Here is a 23,619-nt window from a genome sequence, read left to right on the forward strand (position 1 = left end):
GGGGAAATGGACGAGCCCGAATCCCGTGGCCTGCTCCAGCTCGCCGCGAACGAGAACCTGGACAACCTGAACTTCGTGATCAACTGCAACCTCCAGCGCCTGGACGGCCCGGTGCGCGGCAACGGCAAGATCATGCAGGAACTCGAGGCGTTCTTCCGCGGCGCGGGCTGGAACGTGATCAAGGTCGTCTGGGGCCGGGAATGGGACTCGCTGCTCGAAGCGGACCAGGACGGGGCGTTGGTGAAAATCATGAACGAAACCCCCGATGGTGACTACCAGACCTACAAGGCCGAATCCGGCGGGTTCGTCCGGGAACACTTCTTCGGCAAGTCCCCGCAGACCAAAGACATGGTCGCGGACCTGACCGACGAGCAGATCTGGGGCCTCAAACGCGGCGGCCACGACTACCGCAAGGTCTACGCCGCGTACAAGGCAGCGACCGAGTTCAAGGGCAAACCCACCGTGATCCTGGCCAAAACGGTCAAGGGCTACGGCCTCGGACCGCACTTCGAAGGCCGCAACGCGACCCACCAGATGAAGAAACTGACCATGGAAGACCTCAAAGCCTTCCGTGACCACCTCCGCATCCCCATCACGGACGAACAACTCGACGCGGACCTCTACCGGCCCCCGTACTACCACCCCGGCATGGACGCCCCCGAAATCCGGTACCTCATGGACCGCCGGGCAGAACTTGGCGGGTTCGTGCCCGAACGCCGCCGCACCCACACCCCCGTGACCCTGCCCGAGGCCAAATCCTACGACGTCGCCAAACGCGGCTCCGGCAAACAACAAGCCGCGACCACCATGGCCTTCGTCCGGCTCCTCAAAGACCTCATGCGGGACAAAAACTTCGGCCACCGCCTCGTCCCGGTCGTCCCGGACGAATCCCGCACCTTCGGCATGGACGCGTTCTTCCCGACCGCGAAAATCTACAACCCCAAAGGCCAGAACTACCTCTCCGTGGACCGCGACCTCGTCCTGGCCTACAAAGAATCCCCCGCCGGACAACTGATCCACCCCGGCATCAACGAAGCCGGCGCCGTCGCAGCCTTCACCGCCGCCGGCACCTCCTACGCCACGCACGGCGAACCCCTGGTCCCGATCTACGTGTTCTACTCCATGTTCGGCTTCCAACGCACCGGCGACTCCTTCTGGGCCGCAGCCGACCAAATGACCCGCGGCTTCATCATCGGCGCCACCGCAGGACGAACCACCCTCACCGGCGAAGGACTCCAACACGCCGACGGACACTCCCCCATCCTGGCCTCCACCAACCCCGCCGTCCGCACCTACGACCCCGCCTACGGCTACGAAATCGGCCACATCATCCGCCACGGCCTCGAAACCATGTACGGCGACGACTCCGAGGATAAGAACACAATGTTCTACCTCACCGTCTACAACGAACCCATCACCCAACCCGCCGAACCCGAGAACCTCGACACCAACGGACTCCTCAAAGGCATCTACAAACTCGCTGACGCCCCCCAAGGAGACACCAACCGGCCCACCGCACAAATCCTCGCCTCCGGCGTGTCCGTGCCCTGGGCCCTGGACGCCGCACGCATCCTCAACGAGGACTGGGGCGTCGCCGCGACCGTCTGGTCCGTGACCTCCTGGAACGAACTCCGACGCGACGGACTCGACGCCGACGACCACGCCTTCCTCAACCCCGGCCAACCCCCACGAACCCCGTTCATCACCGAACAACTCACCGGCCACCACGGACCCGTCATCGCCGTCTCCGACTACATGAAAGCCGTCCCCGACCAAATCCGCCAATACATCCCCAACGACTTCGCCTCCCTCGGAGCAGACGGCTTCGGCTTCTCCGACACCCGCCAAGCCGCCCGCCGCTACTTCAAAAACGACACCCACTCCATCGTCACCAAAACCCTCCAGATGCTGGCGGCGAGGGGCGAGGTCGAGGAGGGCGCGCCGTCGTACGCCATTGACCGCTACAAGTTGCTGGATGTGAACGCCGGCACCACGGGAGGCGCAGGCGGCGACGCCTAAGTCTCCTTAACAGCAGTGGCGGCAGTGTTCTTCATGAACGCTGCCGCCACTTCTCGTTGCGCACGCGGAACATCAGGTGCCCAGGTTCCGCCGATCGACCACGAAGCCAGTCGCCGCATTTTCGCGGACTGCGTTGATGCCGGCCACCACTGCCTTAAGGTTCGGAAATTGCGGCGACGTTGCCACTACTGTGCCGTCGTCTGCTGTGAGCCGGAAACGGAATGAATTGCTCCCTGACGTGAGGATTTCGAAAGTGCCCGCCATGTCCCCTGTTCTTTCACGCGTCGTTGCGTTCTCGAGCTGACTTCATAACTCCTCATCGACCATAACGGCCATTTCACGGGCTCAAAAGCCCTACTCAGCAGTAGTTTGCAACCGATATAGGTAGATCAAATGGAAAGCCAGCAGGGAGCTAGAGACCGCATGGACCCCCGCGCGTATGGTGAGGATATGACTCAGACCGGCACGGCGCCCACCACGGGCGTCCTGCTCGCCGCGGGCGCCGGCACGCGCTTGGGCCGCGGGCCCAAAGCGATGTTGCCCCACCGCGCCCGGACACTGGTGGAAGTCCTGGCCGACACCCTGTTCGACGGCGGCTGCAGCGAGGTCGTGGTGGTGCTCGGGGCAGAGGCCGACCGTATCCGCACCAGCACGGAACTGAGCGCCTACACGGTGGTGGAAAACCCGGACTGGGCCAAGGGCATGGCAGGATCCTTCCGCGCAGGCATCGACGCCGCGGCCTCGGGCAACAGCATCATGGTCGCTTTGGTGGACCAGCCCGGACTAACCCCGACGGCGGTGAGCAGGCTGCTGGGCAGCCACCATCCCGGTCGGGTCACCGCAGCCGCCTACCCTGATGAGTCAGGCCGCCTGAAGCGGAGGCACCCGGTGATTTTCGACGTCGGACTCCGCTCCCAGGCGGCAGCAGCCGCCCATGGAGATACCGGCGCACGCTCGTTTCTCAAAGCACATCCGGGGTTGGTGGATCTGGTGGACTGCAGCGACCTGTGCTCGGGCGAGGACCTGGATACCAAGGACCAGCTTCACTTGCTGGAAATGTAAACCCGGTAAATTCGGGTCCATGATCCGCATTGAAACCGACGATCCCGCACGCCCTGACGTCCACGCACTCCTCAGCGAGCACTTGGCTGACATGTTCGCCACGTCTCCCGCGGAGAGCGTGCATGCCCTGGACCACTCGGCGTTGTCCCACGAGTCGATCACGTTCTGGACGGCCCGGGAAGACGGCGTCCTGCTGGGCTGCGGTGCGTTGAAGGTTCTCGGCGCGCCGGGCGACGCGGAGCTGAAATCGATGCGCACTGCCGCGGAGGCACGCGGCAGGGGCGTGGCAACACTCTTGTTGAAGCACATTGTGGCCGAAGCCAGGAACCGGGGCTTTTCACGGTTGGCTTTGGAAACGGGTACCGAGGACTACTTCGCTCCGGCCCGGCGTTTGTACGCCAAGCACGGTTTCACGGAGTGCGCTCCTTTCGCCGCCTACACCCTGGACCCCAACAGCGTGTTCATGGAGCTCCCCCTTCAACCCAAGTAGGGGACAGCAAACGTCGCTATGGGCGTCCATTGCGACGTTTGCTGTCCCCTAGTTGGGTCAGTTGGGTTGCTTGGGTCAGTTGGGGATGAGGGTGTGGTTGCGGAGGGCCAGGTAGATCTTGTCCCTCGCGATGGGGAGCTCGCCGAAGCGGATTCCCGTGGCGTTGCGGATCGCGTTGGCCAGCGCGGGAGCGACCGGGTTGAAGGGGCTCTCACTCATGGACTTGGCGCCCAGCGGACCGGTGGAATCGTTGGTCTTGGCGAAATACACCTCGCTCCGGGGCACGTCAGCGAACGACGGGATGTGGTACTGCCGCAGGATGTCCGTGGTGACCCGGCCGGCGTCGTCCACTTTCACTTCCTCATACAGTGTGGCGCCGAGGGCCTGTGCAATGCCGCCCTCGATCTGGCCCCGGCACTGCCGCGGATTCACCACTACCCCGGCGTCAGCAGCTTGCACGCTCTGCAGGATCCGCAGCTCGCCCGTGCCCTTGTTAACAGCAACGCGGAAACCATGCACGTTGAACGCGACAGAGCGCGGCGTTCCGCCCCAGTTCCCATCGGTGGCAAGCCGGACGCCTTGGAGCCTGGCGGCGTCGACGATTTCCTTCAGCGGCACCGAGCGGTCCCCGCACTCAACAGCTCCGTCCACCAGACGGCACTCCGCCAGGGGAACGCCGGTGAGCGAAGCCGCGACAGTTTGGACGCGGGTTGCCAGCTCCAGCGCCGCACCGAGCGTCGCCTTGCCCGCAACCACGGTCCCGGCCGAGCCGAACGCTCCGGTATCGTGCTCCACCAGATCGGTGTCCGATTGCCGCACCAGGATCTTGTAGGCAGTGGTCCCGAGCGCGGTAGCAGCCAGCTGCGCGTGCACGGTTGTGGTGCCGTTCCCGAATTCCGCAGTACCGACGTCGACGGCGAACCTTCCGTCCGCTTCCAGGCTTACGCGGGTGTGGGCAAAGTGGCCGCGGGGCGGGACAGTGTCGATCATGGACAGGGCTGAGCCCTCCCCCACCACCCACTCCGGGCCGAGGTCATCCATTCCGGCGGCACGGTAGCGTTCCTTGCCACGGTCCAAAGCGTCCCGCACCAACGCCACGCATTGGTCCAGGCCGTAGCTTCCGTAGTGCACGTCCTCTTCTGGCTCGGGAGTGGTGGAGAGCATGTGGTCACCGGGCCGGACCATGTTCTTGAGCCGGAACTCCAGGGGATCCATGCCAATGCCGACAGCGAGCTCATCAATGGCCGACTCGATCGCGAAGATCATCTGGCTCAAGCCATACCCGCGGAAAGCACCGGCGGGAACCGTGTTAGTGTACACAGCGTGCGCGTCCACCTTTTTGTTCACGCACTTATAGACAGCCAACGATTCACCGCAACCGTGGAACATCACGCCGGGAGCGTGGTTTCCGTAGGCACCTGTGTTGGTGAGGACGTTCAATTGCAGGGCAGTGAGGTAGCCGTCACGGTTGGCCCCGGCCTTGAGGTGGATGGTGAATGGATGCCGCGTGGTGGTGGCAGTGAATTGCTCGGTCCGGGTGAACTCCAACTGCACCGGCCTGCGAAGAGCCAACGCAGCCAATGCTGCCAAGTCCTCGGTCAGGACTTCCTGCTTACCGCCAAAGCCGCCGCCCACACGTCCGGCAACTACACGGATGGATTCCGGAGCGAGATTGAACAGGCGGCTCAACGTTCGCTTGACCAGGAACGGAACCTGCGTGGACGAGCGGACCATCAGGCGGCCGTCCTCATCCACCCAGGCGATGGAGGCATGCGTTTCCATGGCCACGTGCTGCACACGCTGCGTCTGGTACGTGTGCTCATGGATGAAATCGGAAGCTGCGAATCCGTCCTCCACGCTGCCCAGTTCGGCATGCACCTCCGCCACAACGTTCTGCAACGGCCGTGAAATGCGGGAGAACACGCCGTCCTTCCCGCCGTGAATCGCGGGGGCTCCCGGAAGGATGGCCTCCTGGGGAGTGAACACCGGTTCCATGAGTTCGTAGTGGACTTCCAGCGCCCGGGCACCTGCTTCCGCTGCGCCTATGGATTCGGCCACGACGGCGGCAACGCGCTGCCCAACAAAGCGAACCACGTTGTCCAAGACGCGGGTGTCATCGGGATCGTCCGTGTAGTTCTCGTGCTGGGCCGTGGAGAAGAGCTGCTGCGGAGCGTCCTCGTGGGTGAACACCGCCACCACGCCGGGAACAGCCAATGCGGGGGTCTTGTCGATCGACACAATGCGAGCATGCGGGTGCGGCGAACGCAGGAGCTTCATGTGCAGCAGGCCCGGGAGCTGCTCAGCCGGGACATCGAGTGAGTAGCGGGCGGTGCCGGTGACCACGGCCCGACCGGCGGGTGCGGGGACGTTGTCCCCGAGCTGGCCCGCGCCTTGATCCTCGCCATGCTGGTGGTCGCCACCATGCCCGCACACGGCGTCGGCAATCGAGCGGTAGCCGGTGCAGCGGCACAGGTTTCCCTTGAGGTTTCGCGGCAGGTTGGCGCGTTGTTCGTCGTCGAACGTGGCTGCGGTCATCATCATGCCGGCGGTGCAGAATCCGCACTGGAAACCCTGGGCCTCCAGGAACTGCTCCTGCACAGGGTGCAGACCATCAGCAGAGGCGAGGCCTTCGATGGTGGTGACGGCTTTGCCCTCGGCGCGAACAGCCGGGTAGATGCAGCTGTGCACAGGCGTGCCGTCGACGTGCACGGTGCACGCACCGCAGTCACCGCCGTCGCAGCCCTTCTTGACGCCGAAGTTGCCCTGCTCGCGAAGGAAGGTACGCAGGCACTGGCCGGGTCGGGGTGTGGCCTGCGAGGCAGCGCCGTTGATCTCAATTGCCATGGGAGGCCTCCTTCTGGGTGCCTGGAGTTTCGGGTTGCGTGGACGGCTGGGCCGAGGTGGCGTGCGGCGGCCAGAAATCGCCGGACACCGTCATCGACTCATCCAACAGCTCCGCCCTGATCTCCTCGGCAAGCTTCACGGTCATGTCCCGACGCCATGCCGGAAGGCCGTGGATGTCGTCGTGGTACAGCGCCTGCGGGATGGAACGTTCGACGGCGGCAGCCAACGCGGCGGCGTCGGGAACCTGGTCTGCGGCGAACCTCAGCTGCACCGGACGTTTGGTGGACGCGGTGACGGTGACGACCAAGCCGAAAACGGGGTCCAGCCGGCCTGTCAGGAGCACGCCGGAGCGTCCAAGGTTGCTCAGGGACAGTCGACGGAAAGCTACTCGGGCGGACAGTGCCTCGGCAGGAAGGTGGATGCTGCGAAGCAACTCTCCCGGAGCCAGGACGTTCTCCATGTCCCCGGTCACGAAGTCCGCTACCGGGACGGTGCGGCTGGTGCCGTCGGGGCTGAAGATGGTGGCGACACCATCCAAACCGGCGCACAGCGAGATCATGGGCCCGGCCGGCAGTGACGTGCAGAGGTTGCCGCCCACTGTGGACATATTCCAGATCTTGAAGGAGGCCACAAAGGAGTCGCAGCTGGGCCGGATCAAGGCCACTCCGGGCCACTCGCGGTGAGCCACTTCGGCAGAGTCAGGCAGTGAATACAGCTCCGCCACCGTGCAGGTTGCGGCAAGTTCAATGCCTTCGTCAGTGACAGTGATGGCGGGCCATTCTGCGTTCCCGAGGTCCAGGAGCCGCTTGAGCACGGTGCTTCCATAGGAGAAAAGAACCGTTCCACCGGCGAGCCAGGCATCGCCGTCGCGCCACTGTGCCGGGTCCGTGGTGGGGACCACGGCCTCGATGGTGTTCATGTCCATGGGTCCTCCTGGGTGAGGTGTTGAGGTGCTGGGTGGATCGGGCCGGTGCTGTCCCTCAGGGAAGGGAAGCCGCTGGTCTTGGGACCTGAGCCCCGCTCAGCGATGATCTCGGCCGTGATGGAGACCGCTACTTCGGCGGGAGTTACAGCACCAAGGTCCAGTCCGATGGGCGAATGCAGCCGTTCCAAGTACTCGGCGGGAGTTCCTGCCTCGACGAGGGCGTCCACCCGTTGCCGGTGGCTGCGGCGTGAACCCATGGCGCCCACATAGGACAGGTTCAGCCGGAGGGCAGCCTTGAGCAAGGGGATGTCGAATTTGGGGTCGTGGGTGAGGACGCAGACTACAGCCCGGGAATCGAGGCGACCGGCGGCGGCCTCGGCCTCAAGGTAACGGTGCGGCCAGTCGGTGACCACCTGCTCAGCGCCTGCGAAACGGGTCTGGGAAGCGAACGCGGGCCGCGCATCGCAGAGGGTGACGTTGTAGCCCAGGAGTTGCCCGGCCGGGAGCAATGCCGCCCCGAAGTCGTTTGCACCGAAAATCAGCATGCGTGCCGCCGGCAAACGACTTTCCACAAACAGCGTGATGGGCTGCGGCTCTTCCTCTTCCCGGGGCGGGGCCGCCAACCTTTCCGTGGTGACCCAGCCATCAATGCAGCCCTCGGGAGGAGCCAGGCGGACCAGGCCGGCACGGCCACCTTGGAGCAACGGCTCAACCTGGGCAGCGGCTGCGAAGAGTGTGGAGGGATGGTCGCCCACCAGGAGGGCCAGTTCCTCGGATTCCATGGCCCGGAAGCGCACAGGATCATCGACCACCATGACCCCTCCCCCGGCATCGAGCCGGCGGATCAGGGCCGCGGGGCGTCGCTCCCCGGCGAGGACGGCAAGTTCAGGCGCTCCGGCGCCGAAAGGCTGGATGTGGACTTCCAGCTCGCCCCCGCAGGTAAGTCCGACGGCGAACGCGTCCTCGGCACTGCAGCCGTAGGACTCAAGGCGCGAACCGCCGTCGCGCATGGCTTCCAAAGCAGCCTCGACCACGGCGCCCTCAACGCAACCACCGGACAAGCTGCCCAGGATATCGCCGTTTTCAGAGACCATCATGGAGGTCCCCAGGGGCCGCGGCACGGAGCCGCCGCTGCCCACGATCGTGGCCACCGCCAGGCGTTGGCCCGAGACCGCAGGGCGCCAGCCGCCCAGTGAGGGCATCAGATCCAGCATGGCAACACGTCCTTTTTCCAGGTGTCCCGGCCGGGATGGCCCGGCCGGAGCAGTGCGCGATCTTGCCCCATGTTCTCATTCGCAGAGGGTGTTGAGGGGTAGTCGCGGCAATTCGATAAGAGTTCATTGGAACTGGGATTCCATAGGAACGGGGGCAAGGGCTTCATCTCCCTGCCCCCGTTCCCTGACGGAGCGTCGGCACCCGGCCGCCGCCCGCCGTCGTGCCCGGTGAAAGGGACCACGACGACGGACGCCTATTCGTGCGGTGGGTCCGGCGGACCGCCGATCAGAGTGCCGGAAAAACCCGCCGGCCCGGTGTTGCGGCTCCGGTCAGATCCCCATCAGGGCGTTGATCGGGCCTCGGGCGAAGTAGATGATGAAGCCGGCCGTGACCACCCACATGAGCGGATGGACCTTCTTGGCCTTCCCCGATGCCGCGTTGATCACCGCGAAGGAGATGAAGCCGACGCCGATCCCGTTGGCGATCGAGTACGTCAGCGGCATCGTGACGATGGTCAGGAAAGCCGGGAGCGCGATCGCGAACTTGGTGAACTTGATCTCGCGGATCTGCGCCATCATCATCGCGCCCACCACCACCAGTGCTGCCGCCGCTACTTCAAGCGGAACCACGGAGGTGAGCGGGGTGAAGAACATCGACCCCAGGAACAGAAGGCCGGTGACCACGGAGGCCAGGCCGGTGCGGGCGCCTTCACCGATGCCTGCCGCAGAGTCGATGTAGACAGTGTTGGACGAGCCCGAGGTTGCGCCACCGACCACTGCACCCATGCCCTCGACGATGAACGCCGACTTCAGCTTGGGGAACGTGCCGTCCTTGTGGGCCACGCCAGCGCTCTTGGCCAGGCCGGTCATGGTGCCCATGGCATCGAAGAAGTTGGTGAACACCAAGGTGAAGACCAGCATGGTGGCGGCCAGGCCACCTATCCGGGCGAACGAACCAAAGAGGTCGAACTGGCCCACCAGGCTCAGGTCCGGAACGGAAACCAACTGGCCCGAGAGCACCGGAGTGTTGAGGTGCCAGCCGCCGGGGTTGTCCGCGGTGCCGGGACCGATCCGGAACACGGCCTCGGCAACAGCGGCGAGGACGGTTGTAGCGACGATGCCGATGAGCAGGCCGCCTTGGATCTTGCGTGCCACGAGGATACCCATGACCAGCAATCCGACAATGAAGACAAGGGTAGGGATGGAAGTGATGGATCCATCATTGCCGAGCTGGACTGGAGGGCCGCCCTTGGTGGGACGGACAAAGCCGGAGTCAACGAAGCCGATGAAGGCAATAAACAGGCCGATGCCGACGGTGATGGCAGCCTTGAGTTCCTTGGGTACTGCCTTGAAGATCGCCGTTCGGGCGCCCGTGGCTCCGAAGAGGACGATCAGGATGCCGTTGATGACCACCAGACCCATGGCTTCGGGCCACGTGACCTCCTGGATCACGGCGACAGCCAGGAACGAGTTGATGCCCAGGCCGGCCGCGAGTCCGAAGGGAAGGTTGGCGACCAGACCGAAGACGATCGTCATGACACCAGCGGTCAGGCCGGTGACGGCACCGACCTGGGCTGCGGAGAGCCAGCCCCCGGCAACATCCGTGGGTGCATTCTCCGCGGAGAAGCCGCCCAGGATCAGGGGGTTGAGGATAACGATATAGGCCATGGTGAAGAAGGTGACCAGGCCGCCTCGGAACTCCCGGGCCAGAGTTGAGCCACGTTTGGTGATCTGGAAGAACTTGTCCAGGAAGTTCGGCGGCTTCTGGCCGTTGCCGTTGGCGGGACCGGCTGCCGTGTGCTTTGCTGCTGTGGGCTCTGCGCTGTTTTCCCCGTTGGGAAAGAGCGCAGCCTGCTTTTCAGCTGCTGTCTGCTTTTCAGCGGAATTATCCAGGATTGTCATGTCAGCCACCGGGCCCTAGTAGTCAATCCTGGAATCAAGCGTGTTCCATGTGTTGAACGGCTGGAGGGCCTCCGGAGCCTGGGGGTCGCCCAGTTCCAGCTTGGCTACCGGCATCAGCGCGTCCCGGTTGTCGTTCTCGAAGTACTCGTAGAAGACAGCATCATCGAAGCCAACGGATGCGGCGTCGTGACGGTCTGCGGCAAAGAACACGCGGTCCACGCGTGCCCACAGCGCGGAAGCCAGGCACATGGGGCATGGCTCGCAGCTGGTGTAGAGGGTTGCTCCGCTGAGGTCGAAGGTTCCGAGTTCGCGGCAGGCGTTACGGATGGCCGTGACTTCTGCGTGTGCTGTGGGATCGTTCGAGGCGGTGACGCGGTTGACGCCTTCGAAGGCTCGTCCGTCCGCGGTGACAATGACGGCGCCGAAAGGGCCACCACTGTTCAGGACATTGGCTGTTGCCAGCTCAATGGAGGTGGCCAGGAATTGCTCGGCCGTGACGGTTGTACTCATGTTGCGACTTCCTTAGTGCTGTGGAAGCCGGGTGACCTGTTGGGGGCGCTGCAAAAAGAGCTCCAGTTAGCTTGGTTACCAGGCTTCAGCATGTGCGATGAAGGTTAAGTTGCGCCTGGTAGATAGCTTCCCGAGGTCCGGGTGCCCGCCTTTGGCAGTTGAAAGCGTAGCACCACGTTTGTGAGCCGCGCCATAGTTTTTTGAAAGTTTAATTTCGTCATGCGAAATTACTTATTCAGCGTGCCTCACCTCCGTTTGGTGCGCCAATGTGACCGGCGGTCCGTGCCGCAGGCGTTGACTGCCGCCGTCGAGCCTTTTACGATTTCTGGACCGGCGCCTCTCTGGCGCCCGGTGCCTGGATCAGCAGACAGGCCCTAACTGAGCTGGAACGCATACATGCCGACCAGACAAGGAACCTGCGCATGCTTTGGATCAAAAACCCGCTGGGAATCTTCACCGCAAACGACCTCGACGCCGGCAACGGACTGGTGGTCTCCGACGACGGAACGATCGTTGAACTTGTCCCGTTGGGCGGGCGGCCTTCCCTCCCCTGCACCGAGTTCGATGCCTCAGGGCACGTGGTCCTGCCGGGACTGATCAACACCCATCACCACTTCTACCAAACGCTCACCCGCGCGTGGGGACCGGTGGCCGACGTTCCGCTCTTCCCCTGGCTGCAGAACCTCTACCCGGTGTGGGCGCGATTGACCCCCAAGAGCCTGGAGCTGGCCGTGAAGGTTGCGCTGGCCGAGCTCCTGCTGTCCGGCTGCACCACGGCCGCCGACCACCACTACCTCTTCCCCGATGGCATGGAAGACGCGATCGACATCGAGGTCTCTGCCGTCCGCTCCATGGGAATGCGGGCCACCCTGACGCGCGGTTCCATGACCTTGGGAGAGGACGACGGCGGGCTGCCGCCCCGGACCACGGTCCAGTCACCTGAGGCGATCCTTGCGGACAGCGAACGGCTGATTCGCACGTATCACGAGACCGATCCCGGCGCCTCCGTTCAGATCGCGCTGGCTCCGTGCTCGCCGTTCTCCGTGACCAAGGAAATCATGGCCGAATCCGCGGTCATGGCCGAACGCTTCGACGTCCGGCTGCACACCCATCTTGCCGAAACCATCGACGAGGAAGACTTCTGCCGGTCAATGTTCGGCCTGCGGACTGTGGACTACCTGGAATCGGTTGGCTGGCTCGGGTCGCGGACCTGGCTGGGCCATGGAATCCATTTCAACGACGAGGAGATCGCCAGGCTGGGAGCCGCGGGCACCGCCGTCGCGCATTGCCCGACGTCCAACATGAGGCTCGCAAGCGGAACCGCGCGTGTGCTGGAACTTGAGGCAGCGGGCGTTCCGGTGGGGCTGGGGGTGGATGGTTCGGCGTCGAACGATGCTTCGAATATGATCCTCGAAGCCCGGCAAGCCCTGTACCTGCAGCGGCTTCGCTACGGGGCGTCCGTTCCCGTGTCCCGCGCACTTGGCTGGGCGACGCGGGGGTCTGCCGCGGTGCTTGGGCGCTCGGATATCGGTCAGTTGGCACCGGGTTTGCAGGCTGATTTGGCCCTGTTCAAGCTCGATTCCCTGCGCTTTTCCGGCAGCCACGATCCCGTTGCCGCTTTGTTGCTGTGCGGCGCAGACCGGGCCGACCGGGTGATGATCGGCGGTTCGTGGCGCGTGGTTGACGGGGCGATTCCCGACCTGGACGTAGCCGGGTTGATCGCCGGGCACTCCGCGGCGGCACGGAAGCTGGTGGCTGGGTAGCCTGCGCGCGAAAACGCCGGAACGCGCCCATTTCGCAGGGAACGTTCCGGCGTTTTCGCAGCTTTCCAGCGGTCTCGCGCGTGGGGTCGCGTCGATCTCCAGCGTCGACGCGGCCCGGCTAGATCGTGATCTTGTAGATGTGGTGCGTGTACTCGTTCGCGAAAGTATCCGTGAACTTGCCGCCCTGGACCGGGATGCTGCGAGCCTCACCCACAACTTCTACCTGCGTGCCCGTGATTCCAGCAGGCAGGGTGAAGGTTTTGGAGCCCGTGCTGCCGTCCTTGCCCATGGCGAAGACGTACGCCGAGCCATCCTTGACCTTCAACATGGAGTCGATGCCGTCACCGAAGTTCCACACATACGACTGTGTGTTGATCACCGGGGCGAGCTCCTTGATCTGGTTGTTCACTACCCCGACCGCTGCCACTTGATCCTTGAGGCACGGGGTACCTTTGAGCCGCGCATCTGCGAAGGCGTCCCCACTGATGCAGTTATTGATGTTTTGCTGGTCAGGCGACTGGCTGAACCAGACGATTCCGCGGGCCTCGTGAATGATGCTCGCCCACACTTGGGCTTTGGTCTGCTCAGGCGTGAGCTGCCTGTACCCACCCGTCGATCCGCCCGTGGAGACAACGGTCGGGAGGGCCCAGATGGGAGCCTGGACCCCGCGGGCCGCATTGACCTCGTTCTGCAGCGAGATGATCTTGCCGTAGCTCGACGCCGTCCGGCAGTTTCCCGTCACGATGGGGTTCTGGCCTGCGGGAGTACGCCACCGGAGCTGGTTGTCTCCCCAGTCGCACTGCGGTACGGCGTAAAAGTACTGATCTACCGAGTTCACGTTGGCCGTGTTGTAGTAGTCAACGCTGAACTGCATGGACCGGTCGTAGGTCAGGATTCCCGACGTCCAGTTTGAGTAGGTGAAGCGGCCCGTTGTGGCGGGATCGGACTGGGCCGCCAACGAACGCATATGCGCCAGGCCCGATGCCGTGTCGAACCGGCCGTCCACCTCATCATCCAGGAGGGTCCCCACCTGGCTGGCCCAGCCCGCGGGGGCGTCATTTGGCGCGAACAAAGTAAACATGCCGTTGGCCGTGACGCCCGCAGAAGGGGTTGCCGGGTTGCCTTGCGCGTAGGTGTTGATTCCGAGCGCTTTGTCGTACTTCAGCTGGGCGTCGCTTCCCGGTGAGCCGTACCAGACCACGATCGGCAGGAATGTTGGATCGTCCCAGCCCGCGGCGTCAGCTTTCGGGAACTTCTTCCAGTAGCTGGGGCCGCCATCCCAGGGGATCCGGGCCAAGGAGCTGAGGTTGCCGGGGGTTGGGGTTGAGGTGGGCGTGGGCGTGGGGGTTGCGGTGGGCGTGGGGGTTGGTGTTGCGGTTGGCGTGGGCGTGGGCGTGGGGGTTGGTGTTGCGGTTGGCGTGGGTGTCGACGTCGGTTCCTCCGTTGGGGTTGGGGTCGCGGTAGGCGTGACCGTTGGGGTCGATGTCGGTTCCTCCGTTGGGGTTGGGGTCGCGGTAGGCGTGACCGTTGGGGTCGACGTCGGTTCCTCCGTTGGCGTTGCCGTCGCCGTGGGCTCCGCCGTAGGCGAGCCGGTCGCCGTCGGTTCCTCCGTCGGCGTCGCCGTCGGCGTGGGCTCCGCCGTAGGCGAGCCGGTCGCCGTTGGTTCCGCCGTCGCCGTCGACGTTGCCGTGGGGCTTTCGGTGGGCGGGGGCGTTCCGGGGTCCGTACACCCGGCGAGTGCCAACGCGAGCACCGCCCCGAGCGTGAAAATAGTGGGTTTCATGACATTGATTTCCTTTGGGTAGCAGCCGCAAACGAAGCTGCTGCGTTGCCGGATCCCCACTCCCGGCTCTCTTTGTCTCCTGCAGGGCAGGGTTTATCAGCCGGGATCCACATCCCGGCACAGCTCGATGACGAGCGTCAGTCTTTGCCCGACCTGCTGCAATACGACACGTGCGAACGAATGTCCGGCGCCATCGAGCCAGCAAGTGCGGCCCGCAATGGGGTCGCAACGGCCCATTTAAGAACCCGGAGGGCGGCCGTCAGCCCAGCTTACGTGATCTAGACCACACCCTGTCGGAATGTGACGCTGGCCCGTTCCTGCCAACTCCGGCCAGCTTGGCGCACCGCGGGCGCGCGAAATCGCCGGAAAGCGTTCATTTCACAGGGAAGCTTCCGGCGACTTGGCACTCTTCCCGCGATTTGGAAGGCGGGGCAGGGGGCGCAAGGACCCAGGCACAACAAAGCGGGCGACACCTCCCCAGGTGTCGCCCGCCCTTGGCTCTGTTGCGCAGAGTCCGCGCCCCTGTTGCAGATCAGGGACGCTGCCGGCCGAACACCGGGAGCGCACGGAGCCAACGGGAGAACCCGCCGGCTTTGCGGTCACAGTCGGCCGGAATGTAGAAGTCCGGATCTGTCGCACCAAAGGGCAGGTACAGTTCCTGACCCGGTGCCGGGAATTCCACGACGCTGTTCGTATCCTTCGAGTCCATCTGTTCCTCCTCTTTCCTGTGCACAGTTTCCGCTCTTCGGAAAACTTTTATTGTTATGTGGAAAGTCTAAGCAACGGAGAATCGCGCCGTCAAGACCCCCGAACCACCCACGGGAAGTTGTCCCGGTCACATTCAGATAGTTCATAACGATCCCCGGAGACCCATATACACGGAGCGAAATCATGCGCTACTCTCGAATGAGTTCGTGGCGTAGGTCACGTAACCTGAGAGCAGCAGGCAGGGTCGTAATGAGCTGGCATCCATGGATGCCGGCTCTTTTTTGTTGGGTCGGCGCCACCAGAAACGCAGTGGAAACACGCGCTTAATTTCATTGATGGAACCTAGGTTCCACCTCACAGAAGTTGGGATATGACCATGAGCAACAACATCGTCCTCGGCGAAAACCAGTACGGCAAAGCGGAAGTCCGCGTCGTCAAGGTCACTCGGGATACAGATCGCCACCACATCGAAGACCTGAACGTCACCTCGCAGCTGCGCGGCGATTTCCAGGCCGCACACCTTGAGGGCGACAACGGCCACGTCGTTGCCACCGACACGCAGAAAAACACCGTCTACGCGTTCGCCCGTGAAGGCATCGGCTCCCCCGAATCCTTCCTCCTGCGCCTCGCAGACCACTTCACCGGCGGCTTCGACTGGGTCACCGGCGGCCGCTGGGAAGCCGAATCCTACGCATGGGACCGCATCCAGGCCCACGGCGAGGGTCACGATCACAGCTTCGTCCGCAACGGACAAGAGGTGCGTACCGCCGTCGTCGTCCGTGATGGCGCAACCACCCACGTGATTTCCGGCCTCAAGGACCTGACCGTCCTGAAGACCACGCAGTCCGGCTTTGTCGGCTACCCGCGCGACAAGTACACCACCCTGCCGGAGACCACCGACCGCATCCTGGCCACCGACGTATCCGCCCGCTGGCGCTACAACACCAACCTGGACGTCGCTGACACGGACTTCAACAAGAGCTACGACGACATCAAGGCACTCCTGCTCGAAGGCTTCACCGAGAACTACTCCCACGCCCTGCAGCAGACGCTGTTCGACATGGGCAAGAAGGTCCTGGAAGCACACAGCGAAGTTGCCGAGATCAAGTTCTCCATGCCCAACAAGCACCACTTCCTGGTTGACCTGAGCCCGTTCGGCCTGGACAACCCCAACGAGGTCTTCTTCGCCGCGGATCGCCCGTACGGCCTCATCGAAGCAACTGTCCAGCGCGAAAACATCGAGGCTGCACCCGTTGCCTGGAGCGGCATCGCCGGCTTCTGCTAAACCGCACCACCCTTCGGAGTTTTTGTACAGGTAATGCCCTTAAGCGCCCCTTTTAGAGGCATTACCTGTACAAAAACCCGACCCCAAAAACCCCCACAACCAAAGATTTGTTAGCCAGACACAGTTAGCCAGACGAAGACGTCTGCCATGAACCCAGAAAGTCTGCCATGAACATCAAGAAGAAGTCCCGCCCCGCGAATACCACCTCGTCCAACGAGCCACAGCGGCACCGTCCGGAGCGGCCCGAGGACAAGCGCCTCTCCATCGGAAGCACCTTCGCCTACGGTTTCCAGCACGTGCTGACCATGTACGGCGGAATCATCGCCCCGCCGCTGATCATCGGCGCAGCTGCAGGCATGTCCTCGCAGGATATCGGCCTGTTGATCGCCGCCTGCTTGTTTGTCGGCGGCTTGGCCACCATCCTCCAGACGGTCGGCATCCCGTGGTTCGGCTCCCAGCTCCCGCTGGTCCAGGGCGTTTCCTTCGCCGGCGTTTCCACCATGGTGGCAATCGTGCAGGGCGGCGGCGGGATCCAGGCGGTGTTCGGTTCGGTGATCGTGGCATCACTGATCGGCCTGGCCATCACTCCCCTGTTCTCCAAGATCATCAAATTCTTCCCGCCGGTGGTTACCGGCACGGTGATCACCACCATCGGCCTGACCCTGATGCCGGTCGCCGCCAACTGGGCCATGGGCGGCAACGCCAAGGCCGACAACTACGGCAGCATGGCCAACATCGGACTCGCAGCGGCCACCATGGGCGTGGTTCTTCTCCTGAGCAAGGTGGGCAACGCCGCCATCTCCAGGCTCTCGATTCTCCTGGCGATGATCATCGGCACCATCATCGCTTTGATCGCCGGCATGGCAGATTTCTCCAAGGTTGGCCAGGGCGACATCGTCGCTTTCCCCACACCCTTCGCTTTCGGCGCCCCGACCTTTGAAATCGCTGCGATCATCTCCATGCTGATCGTCATCCTCGTTACGCTGACGGAAACCTCCGCGGACATCATCGCAGTGGGCGAAATCGTTGACACCAAGGTGGACTCCCGCCGCATCGGTGACGGCCTCCGCGCCGACATGCTCTCCAGCGCCATCTCCCCGCTGTTCAACTCCTTCACGCAGAGCGCCTTCGCCCAGAACGTGGGCCTCGTGGCCATCACGGGCATCAAGAGCCGCTTCGTCGTCAGCGCCGGCGGCCTGATCCTGGTTGTCCTGGGCCTCCTGCCGATTCTTGGCCGGGTTGTCGCAGCGGTTCCGACGCCCGTCCTGGGCGGTGCCGGCGTCGTGCTTTTCGGTACGGTGGCCGCCAGCGGTATCCGTACCCTCGCGAAGGTCGAGTACAAAAACAACATGAACCTGATCATCGTGGCTGCCTCGATCGGCTTCGGCATGATCCCGATCGCCGCCCCGAAGTTCTACGACCAGTTCCCGTCCTGGTTCTCCACGATCTTCCACTCCGGCATCAGCTCCGCCGCAGTCATGGCCATCATCCTGAACATCCTGTTCAACCACTTCAAGGCCGGCAACTCTGACAACCAGTCGGTGTTCGTTGCGGGCACGGAGCGGGTAGTCACGCCCGAGGACATCAAGTGCCTCGAGCACGGCGACCGCTTCGAAAACGGCAAGCTGATTGACGCGGACGGCAATGAAGTCCCGCTCAAGAGCACCTCGGCGTCCGAGCACTAGCTCGGACGCGAACAAGCAAGGCGGCAGTGTTTCCTTGGGGGACACTGCCGCCTTTCGCCGTCCCGCCGACATGACAAAAGATGGCAATGTTCGCGGGGAACATTGCCATCAAATGCCAACTCGGCGCAGGGTCGGGAGGGGAACGCTAGTTTTGGTTGAGCTCCGCGGAGATCGCCAGGGCGGCCTCACGGAGCATGGGCACGGCGCGGTCAGCGAAGCTCTGGTCCACGCGGGTGATGGGGCCGGAAACGGAGATGGCCGTGGGAGTTGGAGCATTCGGCACGGCCATGGCGAAGCAGCGCACGCCGAGCTCCTGCTCTTCCTCGTCGATGGAGTAGCCCCGTTCGCGGATGAGTTTCAGGTCCGCCAGCAGGGAGTCGATGTCCCCGATGCTCTTCGCCGTGGGAGTGGGCATGCCGGTGCGGGCAACGATGCCGCGGACCTGCTCGTCGTCCAACTGGGCCAGGATGGCTTTGCCCACGCCGGTGTCGTGCGTGTGGGCGCGGCGGCCGACCTCCGTGAACATGCGCATGGAGTGCATGGAGGGGACCTGGGCCACGTAGATGACCATGTCGGAATCAAGGACGGCCATATTGGACGTCTCGCCGAGCCGCTCCACCAACGTCTTCAGCTGGGGACGGGCCACAGCGCCGAGCTGCTTGCTGGCACCTTCGCCCAAGCGGATGAGCCGCGGGCCCAGGGCATAGCGACGGTTGGGCAGCTGGCGGATGTAACCCAGCGAGACCAATGTCCGCAGCAGGCGGTGGATGGTGGGCAGGGGCAGGTCCGTGGACGACGAAAGTTCACTCAGGGTGACATCGCCGCCCGCGTCCGTGATCAGTTCCAACAGTTCAAAGACGCGCTCGACGGACTGCACGCCTCCGGAGGCTTTTTCAGCCATTCCCTTGTCTCCAATGACTCAGATTCCGACAACTCTTATCCACATCGTGAAAAGAATTGCTTAGAACACCCAAGATACAGCACGAGGCGCACCTCTGCGATGACACCGAACATGACCAAGCAAGGGGTTGTGTTTCCACTTTGTAGATAATAATATCCATAATACGAAAACATTCAGTTTGGAACGGCGGCCCGGGAACGGGCCTTACAGGAGGAATTTCAATGGCGAATCCGAGCCCCGGAAACTCGATTACCCTGCGCGTCGCCGCACCGTCGAGCTTCACCGCTACCAGCGAACTGGCAGCAGCCGTCGGCGCAGCAGGTGCCGCAATCACCGCCCTGGACGTCACGGAATCCCACCACGAGACCATCGTTGTTGACGTCACCTGCAACACCACCGACGACGACCACGCAGCCCGCGTCAAGGACGCCCTGAACGCCCTCGACGGCGTCACCGTCCAGCACGTCTCGGACCGCACCTTCCTCATGCACCTCGGCGGCAAGCTCGAGGTCGTCCCCAAAGTAGCCCTGCGCAACCGCGACGATCTTTCGCGTGCCTACACTCCCGGCGTCGCGCGTGTCTGCATGGCCATCGCTGAGGACCCGGCCGCCGCCCGCAACCTGACGGTCAAGCGCAACACCATCGCGGTCCTCACGGACGGATCGGCTGTGCTGGGCCTCGGCAACATCGGCCCCGCCGCCGCGCTTCCGGTCATGGAAGGCAAGGCAGCCCTGTTCAAGCAGTTCGCGAACGTCGACGCCTGGCCCGTCTGCCTGGACACGCAGGACACCGAAGAGATCATCAAGATCGCCAAGGCAATGGCCCCCGTCTACGGCGGCATCAACCTGGAGGACATCGCCGCACCGCGCTGCTTCGAGATCGAGAACCGCCTCCGCGAAGAACTGGACATTCCGGTCTTCCACGACGACCAGCACGGCACCGCAATCGTCACCCTCGCAGCTCTGGTCAACGCCCTGCGCGTCGTGGACAAGAAGCTGTCCGAGGTCAAGATCGTGGTTTCGGGCGTCGGCGCTGCCGGCTCGGCCATCATCCAGCTTCTCAAGGCCCAGGGCGCGCAGCACATCATCGCCGCCGGCCGCTCGGGCGCCATCCACTCGGGCGAGAAGTACGACGACGAACACCGCAGCTGGATTGCCGCGAACACCAACGAAGAGGGCTTCTCCGGATCCCTCCACGACGCCCTCAAGGGTGCGGACGTGTTCATCGGCGTCAGCGCCCCGCACGTGATCGGCGAAGAGCAGGTCGCATCAATGGCCGAGGACGCGATCGTCTTCGCCATGGCCAACCCGACGCCGGAAATCGATCCCGTGATCGCTTCCAAGCACGCAGCAGTGGTTGCCACGGGTCGCAGCGACTTCCCGAACCAGATCAACAACGTGCTGGCCTTCCCCGGGTTCTTCCGTGGACTGCTGGACGCCGGGGCTTCGGACATCACGCCGGACATGCTGGTCGCCGCCGCAGAAGCCATCGCCAACCGGGTAGCTGACGAGGAGCTGAACGCGAGTTACATTATCCCCAGCGTCTTCGATCCGCATGTTGCCGCCGATGTAGCGACCGCCGTAGCCAACGCTGCGCACGCCAACGCCGCCAGCGCTCTCTAGTACCGGCGCATACAAGAAAAAGGAATCCGCTCACATGGCTATCACAGTCACCGATCCCCGGCCGATCGATCGCGCCGAGGAAATCCTCACCCCCAAGGCCCTGGCCTTCATCGAGGAACTTCACACCCGTTTCGCCGGGACCCGCAACGAACTGCTCCAGGCCCGCAAGGCCAAGCGTCAGCAGGTTGCCGAGACGAGCCGCCTGGACTTCCTCCCGGAGACCCGGGAAATCCGCGACGGCGACTGGAAGGTTGCCGAGGCACCGGCAGCCCTGCAGGACCGCCGCGTTGAGATGACCGGCCCCGCAACCCCCGCCAAGATGGCCATCAACGCCCTCAACTCCGGCGCCAAGGTGTGGCTCGCCGACCTCGAAGACGCATCCACCCCCACGTGGCCCAACGTCATCGACGCGATCCTCAACCTCCGCGACGCCGCCCAGGGAACCCTGAGCTACACCTCCCCCGAAGGCAAGGAATACCGGCTCCGCACGGACGCTCCCCTGGCCGTTGTTGTGGCCCGCCCGCGTGGCTGGCACATGGAGGAGAGCCACTTGCTGATCGACGGCGAACCGGCCGTCGGCGCACTGGTGGACTTTGGTTTGCACTTCTTCCACGTCGCCAAGCAGTTGGTCCTTAACGGCCACGGTCCGTACTACTACCTGCCCAAAATGGAGAGCCACCTCGAAGCACGCCTGTGGAACGACGTCTTCGTCTTCGCCCAGGACTTCCTCGGCATCCCCCAGGGCAGCATCCGCGCCACGGTCCTCATCGAGACCATCCCCGCCGCCTTCGAGATGGACGAGATCCTCTACGAACTGCGCGAACACGCCTCAGGCCTGAACGCCGGACGCTGGGACTACCTCTTCAGCATCATCAAGTACTTCCGTGATGCAGGCGAAGAGTTCGTCCTCCCGGACCGCGCCACCGTTGCCATGACAGCCCCGTTCATGCGCGCCTACACCGAACTCCTGGTCAAGACCTGCCACAAGCGCGGAGCCTTCGCCATGGGTGGCATGGCCGCCGTCATCCCCAACCGCAAGCAGCCGGACGTCACCGCCGCGGCCTTCGAAAAGGTCCGTGCCGACAAGACCCGCGAAGCAAATGATGGCTTCGACGGTTCCTGGGTTGCCCACCCGGACCTGGTTTCCACGTGTCGCGAAGTGTTCGACTCCGTCCTCGGCGACCGCCCGAACCAGATCGACAAGCAGCGCCCCGAGGTGAACGTCACCGCTGAGCAGCTGATCGACGTCGCCTCCGCCGGTGGTACCGTCACCGAAGCCGGCCTGCGCCTGAACCTCTATGTCGCCGTCGCCTACACCGGCGTCTGGATCTCCGGCAGCGGCGCAGTTGCCATTCACAACCTCATGGAAGATGCCGCGACGGCGGAAATCTCCCGCTCCCAGGTGTGGCAGCAGCTGCGCAACAAGTCCATCCTTGCGGACACGGGCAACACGGTCACGCGCGAACTCGTCACCCGCATCCTCGGCGAAGAGACCGAGCGCCTGCGCATCGAATTCGGCGACGAGAACTTCACCAAGTACTACGAGCCCGCGTCCAAGCTGATCGAGGACATCTGCCTCTCCGACGAGTACACGGACTTCCTCACCACGCCGGCGTATGAGCTGGTGGGCTGATGAGTTCACTTTCCTCTTCCGATCTGGCCCACATCGAGGACCAGCTCGCCGCCACGGACCAGTTGCTTGACCGCAACTACCCCGGCGACGACGGCTCACGCCAGCCCATCCACACCGTCTACGTCCCGGCCGACCGCTTCACGCCCACCTTCGTGGCGGACTGGGGCGCCCAGGCACTCGCGACGGCGGAAGCTCACGGCGGTCTCGAAAAGCTGGGACAGCTGCTGGGCCAGGAGCCCGACCTCGCGGCCGCTGTCGCGGCCCGGGTTGCCTCCAAGCTCGCTTCCGAGCCGATCGAGGACCTGCGTTTGGACTTCGAGGACGGCTACGGCGACCGCGGCGATGAGGCAGAAGATGCCGACGTCGTTGCTGCCGCCAAGGCCGTTGCCGCAGCAGTTGCGGCCGGAACGGCTCCGCCCTTCATCGGCATCCGCTTCAAGTGCTTCGAGGCTCCAACGCGGGCCCGTGGCCTGCGTACCTTGGACTTGTTCGTTACCACGTTGGCCGAGGCCGGTGAGCTTCCCGCAGGGCTGATCCTCACCCTGCCCAAGGTCACCACTGTGGCCCAGGTCCAGGCCATGGATTACGCGGTCTCCCGCCTCGAGGAAGTCCTCGGACTCCCCTCCGGCCGGCTCCGCTTCGAGGTGCAGGTGGAAACCCCACAGCTCATCCTCGGCGCCGACGGAACCTCTCCCGTGGCACAGCTGCCGCACGTGGTCCCCGGCCGTATCAGCGCCCTGCACTACGGGACCTACGACTACAGCGCGTCCCTTGGCATCTCCGCGGAATACCAGTCCATGGAACACCCGGTGGCCGACTTCGCCAAGGAAGTCATGCAGCTCGCTGTTGCGGGCACGGGCATCCGCCTCTCCGACGGATCCACCAACATCATCCCCGTGGGTGACGCAGTGGAAGACGCCTGGAAGCTGCACGGACGCTTGGTCCGACGCTCCCTGGAAAACGGCTACTACCAGGGCTGGGATCTCCACGCCGCCCAGCTTCCGAGCCGTTTCTCGGCGTCGTACGCTTTCTACCGCGAAGGCCTGCCGGCAGCGGCGCTGCGCCTGCGCAACTACGTCGAGCGGACCGAAGGCGGCGTCATGGACGAGCCCGCCACCGCCCGTGCCCTGGCAGGCTTCGTCCTCCGCGGCGTCCAGTGCGGCGCGGTGGGGACCGACGAGGTCAAGGCGCTTGCCGGCGTCGAACTTCCGCAGCTGACCGCACTGGCGCACCCGCGGCTCGCACAACCGACTTCCCACTGATTAGGAGCACC

General features: G+C 64.0%; 19 protein-coding genes. 9 read left to right on the plus strand and 10 right to left on the minus strand.

The features are described from left to right. On the plus strand, positions 1–2,019 hold a 2,019-nt coding region (aceE, locus tag ACFVSI_RS04720; protein ID WP_387820225.1), incomplete at its 5' end, for a pyruvate dehydrogenase (acetyl-transferring), homodimeric type. Positions 2,020–2,091: 72 nt separating this feature from the next. Here the strand turns inward: aceE and ACFVSI_RS04725 are convergent. Then, complete coding sequence (locus ACFVSI_RS04725) at positions 2,092–2,283, minus strand: YegP family protein (RefSeq protein WP_387820227.1); 192 nt, start codon at positions 2,281–2,283, stop codon at positions 2,092–2,094. Between the two features lie 159 nt (positions 2,284–2,442). Between ACFVSI_RS04725 and nboR the strand changes: the two genes are divergently transcribed. Then, positions 2,443–3,081, plus strand: a complete 639-nt coding sequence (gene nboR / locus ACFVSI_RS04730; protein ID WP_387820883.1) for a nicotine blue oxidoreductase — start codon at positions 2,443–2,445, stop codon at positions 3,079–3,081. A 19-nt stretch (positions 3,082–3,100) separates the two neighbouring features. After that, complete coding sequence (locus tag ACFVSI_RS04735; RefSeq protein WP_387820229.1) at positions 3,101–3,571, plus strand: GNAT family N-acetyltransferase; 471 nt, start codon at positions 3,101–3,103, stop codon at positions 3,569–3,571. A 75-nt stretch (positions 3,572–3,646) separates the two neighbouring features. Here ACFVSI_RS04735 and ACFVSI_RS04740 read toward each other — a convergent pair whose 3' ends face one another. The 5 genes from ACFVSI_RS04740 to ACFVSI_RS04760 all read right to left on the minus strand — a co-directional run bounded on the left by ACFVSI_RS04740 (position 3,647) and on the right by ACFVSI_RS04760 (position 10,966). Continuing rightward, on the minus strand, positions 3,647–6,415 hold the full coding sequence (locus tag ACFVSI_RS04740) for a molybdopterin-dependent oxidoreductase (RefSeq protein ID WP_387820230.1): 2,769 nt from the start codon (positions 6,413–6,415) through the stop codon (positions 3,647–3,649). Continuing rightward, a complete protein-coding gene (locus ACFVSI_RS04745) occupies positions 6,405–7,340 on the minus strand; it encodes an FAD binding domain-containing protein (protein WP_387820232.1) in 936 nt (311 codons plus the stop codon). Before ACFVSI_RS04745 ends, ACFVSI_RS04740 begins: the two co-directional genes overlap by 11 nt. Next, entirely contained in the window at positions 7,331–8,554 is a 1,224-nt protein-coding gene (locus ACFVSI_RS04750; RefSeq protein ID WP_387820234.1) for an XdhC family protein, read from the minus strand. Before ACFVSI_RS04750 ends, ACFVSI_RS04745 begins: the two co-directional genes overlap by 10 nt. A gap of 330 nt (positions 8,555–8,884) precedes the next feature. Then, the gene (locus ACFVSI_RS04755) at positions 8,885–10,456 is read right to left on the minus strand and encodes an NCS2 family permease (protein ID WP_387820236.1); all 1,572 of its coding nucleotides are present in this window, start codon (positions 10,454–10,456) and stop codon (positions 8,885–8,887) included. A gap of 15 nt (positions 10,457–10,471) precedes the next feature. Further along, positions 10,472–10,966, minus strand: a complete 495-nt coding sequence (locus ACFVSI_RS04760; RefSeq protein ID WP_018778860.1) for a nucleoside deaminase — start codon at positions 10,964–10,966, stop codon at positions 10,472–10,474. Positions 10,967–11,388: 422 nt separating this feature from the next. Between ACFVSI_RS04760 and ACFVSI_RS04765 the strand changes: the two genes are divergently transcribed. Beyond that, positions 11,389–12,729 carry an 8-oxoguanine deaminase gene (locus ACFVSI_RS04765; RefSeq protein WP_387820238.1) on the plus strand — a complete coding sequence of 447 codons (1,341 nt, stop codon included), beginning with the start codon at positions 11,389–11,391 and terminating at the stop codon, positions 12,727–12,729. 118 nt (positions 12,730–12,847) lie between these two features. Here ACFVSI_RS04765 and ACFVSI_RS04770 read toward each other — a convergent pair whose 3' ends face one another. The 3 genes from ACFVSI_RS04770 to ACFVSI_RS04780 all read right to left on the minus strand — a co-directional run bounded on the left by ACFVSI_RS04770 (position 12,848) and on the right by ACFVSI_RS04780 (position 15,221). Beyond that, a complete protein-coding gene (locus ACFVSI_RS04770; protein ID WP_387820240.1) occupies positions 12,848–14,026 on the minus strand; it encodes a hypothetical protein in 1,179 nt (392 codons plus the stop codon). After that, positions 13,968–14,459 (minus strand): hypothetical protein, encoded by a 492-nt coding sequence (locus tag ACFVSI_RS04775; protein WP_387820242.1) that lies wholly within the window; start codon positions 14,457–14,459, stop codon positions 13,968–13,970. The genes ACFVSI_RS04770 and ACFVSI_RS04775 overlap by 59 nt, the downstream gene beginning before the upstream one ends. Positions 14,460–15,044: 585 nt before the next feature. Continuing rightward, on the minus strand, positions 15,045–15,221 hold the full coding sequence (locus ACFVSI_RS04780; RefSeq protein WP_018778855.1) for a hypothetical protein: 177 nt from the start codon (positions 15,219–15,221) through the stop codon (positions 15,045–15,047). Between the two features lie 369 nt (positions 15,222–15,590). Here ACFVSI_RS04780 and pucL point away from each other — a divergent pair, with 369 nt between their 5' ends. Beyond that, positions 15,591–16,505 (plus strand): factor-independent urate hydroxylase, encoded by a 915-nt coding sequence (pucL, locus tag ACFVSI_RS04785; protein ID WP_387820244.1) that lies wholly within the window; start codon positions 15,591–15,593, stop codon positions 16,503–16,505. Between the two features lie 167 nt (positions 16,506–16,672). After that, the gene (locus ACFVSI_RS04790) at positions 16,673–18,190 is read left to right on the plus strand and encodes a nucleobase:cation symporter-2 family protein (RefSeq protein ID WP_387820246.1); all 1,518 of its coding nucleotides are present in this window, start codon (positions 16,673–16,675) and stop codon (positions 18,188–18,190) included. Between the two features lie 145 nt (positions 18,191–18,335). Here the strand turns inward: ACFVSI_RS04790 and ACFVSI_RS04795 are convergent, their stop codons facing one another. Next, entirely contained in the window at positions 18,336–19,091 is a 756-nt protein-coding gene (locus tag ACFVSI_RS04795) for an IclR family transcriptional regulator (RefSeq protein ID WP_224088895.1), read from the minus strand. Positions 19,092–19,312: 221 nt separating this feature from the next. On the opposite strand from ACFVSI_RS04795, the gene ACFVSI_RS04800 reads away from it, so the two are divergent. From ACFVSI_RS04800 to ACFVSI_RS04810, 3 genes are read left to right on the plus strand one after another with little or no spacing between them, the layout of a single operon-like run. Continuing rightward, positions 19,313–20,713 carry an NAD-dependent malic enzyme gene (locus ACFVSI_RS04800; protein WP_144661368.1) on the plus strand — a complete coding sequence of 467 codons (1,401 nt, stop codon included), beginning with the start codon at positions 19,313–19,315 and terminating at the stop codon, positions 20,711–20,713. Positions 20,714–20,747: 34 nt separating this feature from the next. Further along, the gene (gene aceB, locus ACFVSI_RS04805; RefSeq protein WP_387820248.1) at positions 20,748–22,346 is read left to right on the plus strand and encodes a malate synthase A; all 1,599 of its coding nucleotides are present in this window, start codon (positions 20,748–20,750) and stop codon (positions 22,344–22,346) included. Continuing rightward, positions 22,346–23,608, plus strand: coding sequence for a DUF6986 family protein (locus ACFVSI_RS04810; protein ID WP_387820250.1), 1,263 nt, complete (start codon positions 22,346–22,348; stop codon positions 23,606–23,608). Before aceB ends, ACFVSI_RS04810 begins: the two co-directional genes overlap by 1 nt. Positions 23,609–23,619 lie beyond the last annotated feature (11 nt).

It is taken from the genome of Paenarthrobacter sp. NPDC057981 (genome assembly GCF_042886835.1).
Taxonomy (GTDB): Bacteria; Actinomycetota; Actinomycetes; order Actinomycetales; family Micrococcaceae; genus Arthrobacter.